This window comes from Rhodococcus sp. (in: high G+C Gram-positive bacteria), assembly GCF_049591685.1.
GTDB lineage: Bacteria > Actinomycetota > Actinomycetes > Mycobacteriales > Mycobacteriaceae > Rhodococcoides.
On record NZ_JBAWFH010000031.1, the window covers coordinates 1 to 9,536 of the forward strand.

Annotated in this window: 10 protein-coding genes and 1 pseudogene; 7 read left to right on the forward strand and 4 right to left on the reverse strand. The window is 65.8% G+C overall.

Annotated features, from left to right (window positions below; translation table 11 throughout):
- The 5 genes and pseudogenes from WBQ44_RS01190 to WBQ44_RS01210 form a co-directional block, all read left to right on the forward strand.
- On the forward strand, positions 1 to 190 hold a 190-nt coding region (locus tag WBQ44_RS01190; protein ID WP_495564911.1), incomplete at its 5' end, for a DbpA RNA binding domain-containing protein.
- 5 nt (positions 191 to 195) lie between these two features.
- A pseudogene (locus tag WBQ44_RS01195) lies at positions 196 to 569 on the forward strand (carboxylesterase family protein); the annotation flags it as partial.
- Positions 570 to 726: 157 nt separating this feature from the next.
- On the forward strand, positions 727 to 1,230 hold the full coding sequence (locus tag WBQ44_RS01200; protein ID WP_495564920.1) for a 2Fe-2S iron-sulfur cluster-binding protein: 504 nt from the start codon (positions 727 to 729) through the stop codon (positions 1,228 to 1,230).
- Positions 1,227 to 2,219, forward strand: a complete 993-nt coding sequence (locus WBQ44_RS01205) for an FAD binding domain-containing protein (protein WP_495564912.1) — start codon at positions 1,227 to 1,229, stop codon at positions 2,217 to 2,219. The genes WBQ44_RS01200 and WBQ44_RS01205 overlap by 4 nt, the downstream gene beginning before the upstream one ends.
- A complete protein-coding gene (locus WBQ44_RS01210; RefSeq protein ID WP_495564913.1) occupies positions 2,220 to 4,331 on the forward strand; it encodes a xanthine dehydrogenase family protein molybdopterin-binding subunit in 2,112 nt (703 codons plus the stop codon). It begins immediately after the preceding gene.
- Positions 4,332 to 4,336: 5 nt separating this feature from the next.
- On the opposite strand, the gene WBQ44_RS01215 is transcribed toward WBQ44_RS01210, so the two are convergent.
- From WBQ44_RS01215 to WBQ44_RS01230, 4 genes are read right to left on the reverse strand one after another with little or no spacing between them, the layout of a single operon-like run.
- The gene (locus WBQ44_RS01215) at positions 4,337 to 5,083 is read right to left on the reverse strand and encodes an amino acid ABC transporter ATP-binding protein (protein ID WP_495564914.1); all 747 of its coding nucleotides are present in this window, start codon (positions 5,081 to 5,083) and stop codon (positions 4,337 to 4,339) included.
- On the reverse strand, positions 5,080 to 6,567 hold the full coding sequence (locus WBQ44_RS01220; protein ID WP_495564915.1) for an ABC transporter permease subunit: 1,488 nt from the start codon (positions 6,565 to 6,567) through the stop codon (positions 5,080 to 5,082). The genes WBQ44_RS01215 and WBQ44_RS01220 overlap by 4 nt, the downstream gene beginning before the upstream one ends.
- A 23-nt stretch (positions 6,568 to 6,590) precedes the next feature.
- A complete protein-coding gene (locus WBQ44_RS01225) occupies positions 6,591 to 7,073 on the reverse strand; it encodes a RidA family protein (protein WP_495564916.1) in 483 nt (160 codons plus the stop codon).
- A gap of 1 nt (position 7,074) precedes the next feature.
- On the reverse strand, positions 7,075 to 7,641 hold the full coding sequence (locus tag WBQ44_RS01230; RefSeq protein WP_495564917.1) for a histidine phosphatase family protein: 567 nt from the start codon (positions 7,639 to 7,641) through the stop codon (positions 7,075 to 7,077).
- 74 nt (positions 7,642 to 7,715) lie between these two features.
- Between WBQ44_RS01230 and WBQ44_RS01235 the strand changes: the two genes are divergently transcribed.
- Together WBQ44_RS01235 and WBQ44_RS01240 are read left to right on the forward strand one after the other, a co-directional pair.
- The gene (locus tag WBQ44_RS01235; RefSeq protein WP_495564918.1) at positions 7,716 to 8,891 is read left to right on the forward strand and encodes an acyl-CoA dehydrogenase family protein; all 1,176 of its coding nucleotides are present in this window, start codon (positions 7,716 to 7,718) and stop codon (positions 8,889 to 8,891) included.
- Positions 8,892 to 8,901: 10 nt separating this feature from the next.
- A partial coding sequence (locus WBQ44_RS01240) for an acyl-CoA dehydrogenase family protein (protein ID WP_495564919.1) occupies positions 8,902 to 9,536 on the forward strand: 635 nt, incomplete at its 3' end.

The window sequence follows — 9,536 nt, forward strand, 5'->3', positions numbered from 1 at the left end:
CATCAGCATCAGGCCCGATCATTCGTTGGTCGAACTGCCTGCGGACCTCGCGGACGAAACCGTCGAGGCTCTGCGTCGTACCCGTATCAGCGGCGTTCTGATTCAGTTGCAGCCCGATTCGGGCCCGCCGGGAGGCCGCGGCCCGCGTGTCGGCGGCAAGTTCAAGGGCAAGCCGCGCCGCGGCGCGTAACTCACTTGATCGCGCAGACGCGGTACGGGCAGGTCGAGGGAGTCGTCGACGACGGTATCGCCGTGTGGAAGGGCATTCCGTATGCTGCACCGCCGGTCGGTGACCTTCGCCTGCGGGCACCGCGGCCCCCGCAGAGCTGGTCCGGTGTGCGCGACTGCACCACGTTCGGGCACATCGCGCCGCAGACCGAGCACGGCCCCGCTCCCGATCTGGGTGCGGGAGAACATCGCCGAGTTCGGCGGTGACTCCTCGCGGGTGACGTTGTTCGGAGAGTCGGCGGGCGGCGGTTCGGTCACCACGTTGATGGTCTCGCCTGCAGCAGAGGGGTTGTTCGATCGCGTCATCGCCGAAAGTTCGCCTGCGACGTCGGTGTACGGCACGACCGCGAGGTCGACGATCCCGACCGCGACCTTCGCCGCGCGTGGGGTGAAGACGTTCTCGGATTCACCTGAGGTAGCAGCAGGGTAGCCTGTCCTTCATTGCCTGCCTTGGTAATTCAGCGTTTGACCGTTCCCGGTGAGGGTAAGCGCACCGGCATGAGCAGAGTGACCCTCCGGGTGAACGGCACCGAACACGACATCGACTGCGACGTGCGCACCACGCTGCTCGATGCGTTGCGCGAACATCTCGACCTGATCGGGGCCAAGAAGGGATGCGATCACGGGCAGTGCGGGGCGTGCACCGTTCTGGTCGACGGCCGCCGCATCAACAGCTGCCTTGCGTTCGCCGTCGGTTATCAGGGCCGAGAGATCACCACCGTCGAGGGCCTCGCCGATGGCGAGACTCTCCATCCCGTCCAGCAGGCGTTCATCGACAACGACGCCTTCCAGTGTGGCTACTGCACCTCGGGTCAGATCTGCTCCGCGGTCGCCGTCATCGAGGAGGCGAAACAGGGCTGGCCCAGTGCGGTCACCGACGACCCGCTGGAAGCGGATGTGAAGCTCGATGCAGCGGAGGTCCGTGAGCGAATGAGCGGAAACCTGTGTCGCTGCGGCGCGTACGCGAACATCGTTCCGGCCGTGTTGGAGGCCAACGGATGAGAACCTTCGACTACGACATCGCAACCGACGTCGACGACGCCGTGGCCCGGCTCGCGGCAGACCCCGATTCGGCGCTGCTCGGCGGCGGCACCAACCTGGTCGATCTGATGAAGCTCGGCGCGGCGGGGCCGTCCCGGTTGATCGATGTGACACGACTTCCGCTGGGCGACATCGTCGTTCAGGATGACGGCTCGTTGCACGTCGGTGCTGCGGTCAGCAACAGCGATCTCGCCGTCCATCCCGTGGTTCGCGCGAGGTACCCGGTGCTCTCCCGCGCGGTCCTTTCCGGCGCGTCGGGTCAGTTGCGCAATATGGCGACCACCGGCGGCAATCTGTTTCAGCGCACGCGGTGCGTGTATTTCATGGATTCGTCCAAGCCTTGCAACAAGCGCAATCCGGGTTCGGGCTGCCCGGCCATCGAGGGTGATCACCGCAACCTCGCGATTCTCGGATCGTCGGACCACTGCGTCGCAACCCACCCGTCGGACATGGCCGTGGCGCTCACCGCTCTCGACACGGTCGTCGACATCACCGGACCCCGCGGAGAGCACCGCATGCCCATCGGCGAGCTGTATCGCCTGCCGGGGCAGGACCCGGAGCTCGACACCAACATCGGCCACGACGAGATCGTCACGGGCCTCGAAATCCCAGCGCTGCCGGACGGAACGGTCTCGACGTACCGCAAGGTGCGCGATCGGGCGTCGTACGCATTCGCGATCGCGTCGGTGGCCGCGGTGCTGCGCGTGGAGAACAGACAGGTCACCGAGGCGCGGATCGCGCTGGGCGGTGTTGCTCACAAGCCGTGGCGTGCCATCACGGCCGAGGGCGATCTACTCGGACGGTTGGCAAGCCCGGAGGTGTTCCGCGAGGCGATCGATCTCGAACTGAAGGCCGCACATCCGTTGCGAGACAACGCGTTCAAGATACCGCTCGTGCGCAACCTCGTCACCGAGACGCTCACCGAGTTGGCCGCCAGGGAGGTGTCGTAAATGACTGCCGCGTCGATCGGTCGCCCGATCCAACGAACCGAAAGCGTCGCCAAGGTCACCGGCGCCGCCCGCTACGCCGTCGAACAACACGCTGTCGAACAACACACGCCGACGGGAACGCCGCCCGTCTATTGCTGGTACGTCCCCGCCACGGTGGCGAAGGGGCGGATCACCGAAGTGCACGTCGACGAGGTCTTGGCCGACGAGGCCGTGCTCGCGGTGCTGTGGCACGGTAACGCCGAGCGGTTGGACGACATCGAGGACGGCGAGTTGACCGTCCTGCAGACCGATCGCGTGCGGTACCGCGGTGAGATCGTTGCTGCCGTCGTCGCGACGTCGCTCGAGACGGCGCGCGATGCTGCGGCACGCCTTCGCGTCACGTACGCCGACGAGGGTCGACCCGACAACGGGCTGACGGCCGACCACTCTGCGCTCTACGCTCCGGAATCGGTCAACGCAGGTTTTCCCACCGACGTCACCGTCGGTGATCCGGATTCGGCGTTCGCGTCCGCTGCGCACACCGTCGACCGGTGGTATTCGACGGCGCCGATGCACAACATGCCGATGGAGCCGCACGCCACGACGGCCCGGTGGGCGGACGGCGTTCTGACGGTGTGGGATTCGACGCAGGCGCCTTCGGGTGTGCAGTCCGATCTCGCTACCGTGTTCGGGCTCGATGCGTCGAACATTCGCGTCGTCGCGGAAAACGTCGGCGGCGGCTTCGGCTCCAAGGGCAGTACGCGGCCCAACGCGGTGCTCGCCGCCATGGTCGCTCGCGCGACCGGCTGCACGGTCAAGCTGGCGTTGCCTCGGCAGGCGCTGTTCGACCTGGTCGGCTACCGAACGCCGACCATCAACCACTTTCGGTTGGGTGCGAACGAGGACGGCACACTGACGGCGCTGACGCACGACACGTTCCAGCAGACGTCGACGGTTTTCGAATTCTGCGAGCAGACCGCCGAATCGTCTCGGCACCTCTATGCCGCACCGAACCGACGCACGACGCACCGGCTGGCGGCCCTCGACGTGCCGACACCGCGGTGGATGCGTGCACCCGGCGAGGCGCCGGGCATGCTCGCGCAGGAGACGGCCATCGACGAACTGGCCTATGCCGTCGGTATCGATCCCATCGAGCTACGCATCCGTAATGACACCGACGCGGACCCGGCAGATGGCAAGCCGTGGAGTTCTCGGGGCCTCGCCGAGTGCCTCCGCGTCGGAGCCGAGCGATTCGGTTGGGCCGATCGCGATCCGCGGCCGGGTCATCGGCGCGAGGGCCGCACCCTGATCGGTATGGGCGTCGCGGCGGCGAGCTATCCGGTGATGATCAGCCCGTCGTCCGCATCCGCGAAGATCGACTCGGCCGGATCGATCACCGTGTCCGTGGCGGCGTCCGACATCGGTACGGGCGCGCGCACGGTGCTTCGTCAGATCGCGGCCGACGCATTGGCCGTCTCCGCCGACCGCGTCGAGTTGCTGCTCGGGGACAGCGCACTTCCCACCGCCCCCGGGGCGGGCGGCTCTTCGGGTACGTCGTCGTGGGGCTGGGCCGTCACCAAGGCGTGCAGGCAATTGGTCACCCAGGTGGGCGGCAGCATCGACGACGCCACCGAAGCCGCGGAGGTGAGCGTCGACACCTCCGAGGATCTGGAGGGCCAGAAGGATCTGGCACGTTCGGCTTTCGGCGCGCACTTCGCCGAGGTGGGGGTCGATATCGACACCGGTGAGGTGCGGGTGCGTCGGCTGCTGGGGGTTTTCGCCGTCGGCCGCGTCATGAATCCGCGGCTTGCCCGGTCGCAGTTGATCGGTGGCATGACGTTCGGTCTCGGGATGGCGTTGATGGAGGCGGGTAACACCGATCACCAGTTCGGCGGGTTCGGCAATCACGATCTCGCGGAGTATCACGTGCCGGTGTGCGCGGACGTCACCGATATCGACGCGATGTGGATCGACGAGGAGGACGACGAACTGAACCCGATGGGCGGCAAGGGAATCGGTGAGATCGGTGTCGTCGGATCACCGGCGGCGATCGGCAACGCGGTCTATCACGCGACGGGTGTCAGGGTACGAGACTTCCCCATTACGCTCGACAAGGTACTACCGCACATGTAGTCGAGTCAGGCGAGGATGCGCTGGAGAAACTGCCGGGTGCGCGGCTCGGACGGGTTCTTCAGCACCTCGGCCGGGGTTCCGCGCTCGACAACGACACCCCCTTCGATGAAGAGGACCTCGTCGGCCAGCTGCTCGGCGAAGCGGATCTCGTGCGTGACGACGACCATCGTCCACCCCTGCGCTGCAAGCCTTCTGATGACCGCGAGGACCTCGCCGACCAGTTCGGGATCGAGCGCCGACGTGGGTTCGTCGAACAGCATCAGTTTCGGTTTCAGCGCGAGAGCGCGCGCGATGCCCACGCGCTGTTGCTGACCGCCCGAGAGCTGGAAAGGATATTGATCCGCTTTGTCTTCGAGGCCGACTTGGGCGAGCAACGTGTGCGCGTCTGCGACGGCCTCGTCCTTCGGGCGCTTCTGAACGACGACCGGCCCCTCGATGACGTTCTGCAGAACGGTCTTGTGCGGGAACAGGTTGTGTTGCTGGAACACCATGCCGCTCTGGGCGCGGTAGGCGCGGAGTTGCGCGGGCGAGACCTTCGTCCCGAAGTCGACGGTGACCTCGCCGATTCGAATCACCCCTCCGTCGGCGGGGTCGAGCGCGTTGAGCGCGCGCAGCACCGTCGTCTTGCCCGAGCCCGACGGGCCGATGATGACGGTGACGGTGCCCGCCGGTACGGAGAACGACACATCCTTCAGTACGTCGTTCGCGCCGAAAGACTTCGACAGTGATCGGACGCCCAGCAGTTCGGTCATTTCGCCACGTACCTGTCGAGTCGGACTTCGAGTTTGCCTTGGAAGAACGAGAGGATCATGCAGATCACCCAGTAGTAGAGCGCTGCGACGCTGTACAGCGCGAAGAAGTCGAAGGTCGGTGCGGCGGCCAGTTGGGCGACGCGCAGCAACTCGGTGACGAGGATGGTCGACGCCAGCGAGGTGTCCTTGACGAGCGAGATCAACGTGTTCGACAGTGGGGGAACGGCCGTACGCAGCGCTTGCGGAAGGATGATGCGCTGCAGCGTCGTTCGATAGCCCATGCCGATCGTCTGCGATGCCTCCCACTGACCCTTCGGCACGCTGAGAATTGCGGCACGTATCACTTCGGCCGCGTAGCCGCCGACGTTCAGAGAGAAGGCGACGACCGCGGCCGGGAACGGGTCGATCACCACGCCGAACTGAGGGAGTGCGTAGAAGACGATGAACAGCTGCAGCAGCAGGGGCGTACCGCGGATGATCGAGACGTAGAAGCGTGCGACCGAAGACAGCGCCTTGTTCGACGAGATCCGAGCGAGTGCGACGGCGAGCGCGATGACGAGTCCGAACACGAAGCTGATGGCGGTGAGGGGGATCGTCATCGTGACGGTGGCCTTCAGCATCGGCCACAGGTTGTCCTTGATCAGGTCGAGCTTCGACTGGGCCTGCGCTGATTCGCCGTCGGACGTGGGGGCCTGCGTGTCGGCGGTCGGCGCGGCGACGTCGGAGCCGAAGTACTTCTCCGAGATCTGCGCGAGAGTGCCGTCGGCCTGGAGGGTGTCGATGGCGGCGTCGACCTCGCCGATGAGGCCGCTGTCCTTGCGGGCCGCGAAGGCCTGATAGCTTGTGTCGCCGGTCTGGGCCACCACTCGCACCCCGGTGTCGCCGGTCTGCTTCAGATACTCGGCGATGGCGAGGCTGTCGTTGACGGTGGCGTCGACTCTGCCGTCCTTGACGAGGGTGACGGCCTGAACGAAGCCTTCGACGGCCTCGACGTTCGCACCGGCATCCGCCGCCACCTCCGCCCAGTTGCTCGTCGACGACTGCGCCGTGGTCTTGCCTGCGAGGTCGGCCACCGAGGTGATCGTCGTGTTGTTCGCGGCGGCCAGGATCTCGCCCTCGGACACTGTGTAGGGCCCCGACAGGTCGTACGCGTTCTGCCGCTCGGGGTTGATCGTCACTTGATTGGCGATGAGGTCGAAGCGCTGAGACTCGAGGCCCGCGAAGATCGAGTCGAACGGCGTCTGCACGAACTCGACGCGCACGCCGAGTTCTTCGCCGACCGCTCGGACGACGTCGACGTCGTAGCCCGTCAGTTCACCGTCCTCGCCCTGGTAGCTGAACGGACTGTAGGTTCCTTCGGTACCGACGACCAGAAGCCCGTCGTCGGCGATCCGGTCGATGAGCGGGCCGGACGACGAGCCGCACCCGGCGAGTGCGAGCACCGCGGCGATGGACGCCAGCAGGACCAGGGCGGTGCGACGCATGAGCCTTCCTTACTGTGACGTGTTCAGCCGTCGATTTCGATCTCTGCCGATACAACCACGGCGTTGTTCATGGGTAAGGCTGCCACTCCGACCGCGCTGCGGGCGTGCGCGCCGATCTCCGGGCCGAATACCTGCAGTACGAGGTCGGAGAAACCGTTGACGACCGTCGTCGTTTGGGTGAACCCGTGATCGGCGTTCACCATTCCCGAGACGGTGAGCCAGGCGCTGATGCGGTCCAGATCCCCGATTGCACGACGCACGCTGCCGAGCACCGCCAGCGCGGTGTCGCGGGCGGCGTCCGTCGCCACTTCGAGGGAGACCTCGGAGGGGACGGCGCCGAACGGGCCGGCGAGGGCCCCGTCCGGGTGTTGCGGGGAGTGGCCCGACACGTGAACCCGGTTGCCGCGAACTCGCACCCAGTCGAAGGAGAACTCGAAGCCGGGTGGTGCTTCGGCGTGTTCGGGCAGAACGAATCCGAGCTCTTCGATCAGTCGTTCTGTGCGCATGTCACCACATCCTTTGTGCCGGGACACCATTGATCGTTTCGACTGTCCACCCTGCTGCATTGTGAACGAGCGTCGACACGCCCGCGTTGAGAATTCTCGGCGACGGTGTATCGCGGATCGCGTCGAGGATGGCGCGGATGACGCCGCCGTGCGCAACGGCGATGACCGAGGAGTCCGGGTACGTCGCCGCGATCTCTTCGACGGCTCGTACGCCGCGTTCGATGAGGTGTGGGCGCGACTCGAGGCCGGGGTAGCGGCCGTGCGGCCAGCGAGACCATGCGTCGTAGTCGGTAAACCCCTCGGCAGCCCCGAAGTGGCGTTCGGCCAGGTCGGGGTACACGGCGCTGCGTTCGATGCCGAGGTGTGAGCCGATGATGTCGGCTGTTTCGGCCGCTCGCGACAGCGGAGAGCTGACCAGCAGATCCCAGCGGCGATCTCGCAGTTCGGACACCGCTTCGCGGGCCTGTGCCCGGCCGGTGGCGTTGAGGGGGATGTCCGAGCTGCCCTGGAGCCGGCCGTGCAGATTCCAATCGGTTTCGCCGTGCCGAACCAGCGCCAGATAAGTCATAGTGACCGAAGATTATCGTAGTTACTTCGGAGTACGGTCGAGTGGACACAGTGGTCCTAAGGCGGAGGGAATTCATGAATCTTGCCCTGACAGAGGAAGAAGCCGCGTTTCGGGAGGAGATGCGGACATTCTTCACCACCGAGATCCCGGCGGAGATTCGGGAGAAGAGCCGGGAGGGCATCGAGCTCAGCCGCGAAGACGTGGTGACGACGATGCGCATACTCAACGCGAACGGCCTCGCTGTTCCGCATTGGCCCGTCGAGTTCGGTGGTCGGGACTGGACGGCAGTGCAGCGGCACATCTGGCTCGACGAGATGCAACTCGCCTCGGTACCCGAGCCTCTCACGTTCAATGCCTCGATGGTCGGTCCGGTCATCGCGACGTTCGGCTCGCAGGAGCAGAAAGAGAAGTTTCTGCCCCCCACGGCCAACCTCGACATCTGGTGGTGCCAGGGGTTCTCCGAGCCCGAGGCCGGCTCGGATCTCGCCTCGCTCCGTACGACGGCCATCCGTGACGGCGACGACTACATCGTCAACGGTCAGAAGACGTGGACGACGCTGGGCCAGTACGCCGACTGGATCTTCGCTCTGGTGCGTACCAATCCGGATGCCCCGAAGAAACAGGCCGGCATCTCGTTCCTGCTGATCGACCTGCAGACGCCCGGTATCACGATGCGCCCGATCAAGCTCGTCGACGGCAGCGTCGAGGTCAACGAGGTGTTCTTCGAGAACGTCCGCGTTCCGGCCGAAAACCTTGTCGGAGAAGAGAATCAGGGCTGGAGCTACGCGAAGTTCCTGCTGGGCAACGAGCGCACGGGCATCACCCGTCTCGGTCACACCAAGGTGCAGCTCGAGGAAGCCAAGAAGCACGCCGCGGCCACGAAGGTCGGCAACGGCACGCTGCTCGAGGATCCGCTGTTCGCGGCTCGATTCGCCGAACTCGAAAACGAGGTCCTGACGCTCGAGGTCACGCAGTCACGTCTGGTGTCGTCCTCTGCCGAGGGCAAGCCGAACCCGGCGTCGTCGATTCTGAAGTTGCGGGGCTCGGAGTTGCAGCAGTCGGTCACGGAGATGCTGATGGACATCGCTGGTCCGGATTCCCTGCCGTACGAGGCGGGTGACGATATTGCGAGTCCGGGGTGGGCTCAGCGTTCGGTGCCCACGTACCTCAACTACCGCAAGGTGTCGATCTACGGCGGCTCCAACGAAGTGCAGCGGCAGATCATCGCGTCGACGATTCTCGGATTGTGAGGGCTTGGGCATGGATTTCGAACTGAACGAAGAACAAAGGCTGCTCCGTGACACCACGCGCGAAGTTCTCTCGCGTGCGTACGACACGGAGAAGCGAAACCGGGTGGTCGCCGAGGAGCCCGGGTGGTCGGCGGATGTGTGGAAGCAGTTGGCCGAGGTCGGTCTGCTCGGTCTCAGTTTTGCCGAGGACGACGGCGGTATGGACGCCGGCCCCGTGGAGATCATGGCCGTCATGACGGAGATCGGTCGGCGTCTGGCGCCTGAGCCGGTGCTCGACGCGGTCTTGATTCCCGGGGGTCTGATCTCCGACGTCGGTTCGACCGAGCAGCGGCAGCGAGTGTTGCCGGGCGTGGCCGAGGGCAGCACGCTGCTTGCTTTCGCGCACAACGAGTCCGGTAGCCGCTGGCCGAACATCGAGGTTGCGGTCTCGGCGAGCGAGGACGGCGGGGCCTGGACGCTCAGCGGCGTCAAGAACCCCGTTCCGTACGGCGCAGGCGCCGACGTCCTCGTCGTCAGCGCAACGCTGCCGGCGGGCGGGGTAGGTCTGTTCCTCGTCGACGGCAGTGCCGAGGGTCTGACCCGCACGGCGTATCGGACGCACGACGGCAGGCGCGGCGCGCAGGTCGCGCTCGACAACGTCGCGGC

What these genes read in the sequence shown, in the direction of transcription:
- WBQ44_RS01200 (WP_495564920.1), top strand. Translation starts at nt 727, where the DNA reads ATGAGCAGAGTGACCCTCCGGGTGAACGGCACCGAACACGACATCGAC.
- WBQ44_RS01205 (WP_495564912.1), top strand. Translation starts at nt 1,227, where the DNA reads ATGAGAACCTTCGACTACGACATCGCAACCGACGTCGACGACGCCGTG.
- WBQ44_RS01210 (WP_495564913.1), top strand. Translation starts at nt 2,220, where the DNA reads ATGACTGCCGCGTCGATCGGTCGCCCGATCCAACGAACCGAAAGCGTC.
- WBQ44_RS01215 (WP_495564914.1), bottom strand. Translation starts at nt 5,083, where the DNA reads ATGACCGAACTGCTGGGCGTCCGATCACTGTCGAAGTCTTTCGGCGCG.
- WBQ44_RS01220 (WP_495564915.1), bottom strand. Translation starts at nt 6,567, where the DNA reads ATGCGTCGCACCGCCCTGGTCCTGCTGGCGTCCATCGCCGCGGTGCTC.
- WBQ44_RS01225 (WP_495564916.1), bottom strand. Translation starts at nt 7,073, where the DNA reads ATGCGCACAGAACGACTGATCGAAGAGCTCGGATTCGTTCTGCCCGAA.
- WBQ44_RS01230 (WP_495564917.1), bottom strand. Translation starts at nt 7,641, where the DNA reads ATGACTTATCTGGCGCTGGTTCGGCACGGCGAAACCGATTGGAATCTG.
- WBQ44_RS01235 (WP_495564918.1), top strand. Translation starts at nt 7,716, where the DNA reads ATGAATCTTGCCCTGACAGAGGAAGAAGCCGCGTTTCGGGAGGAGATG.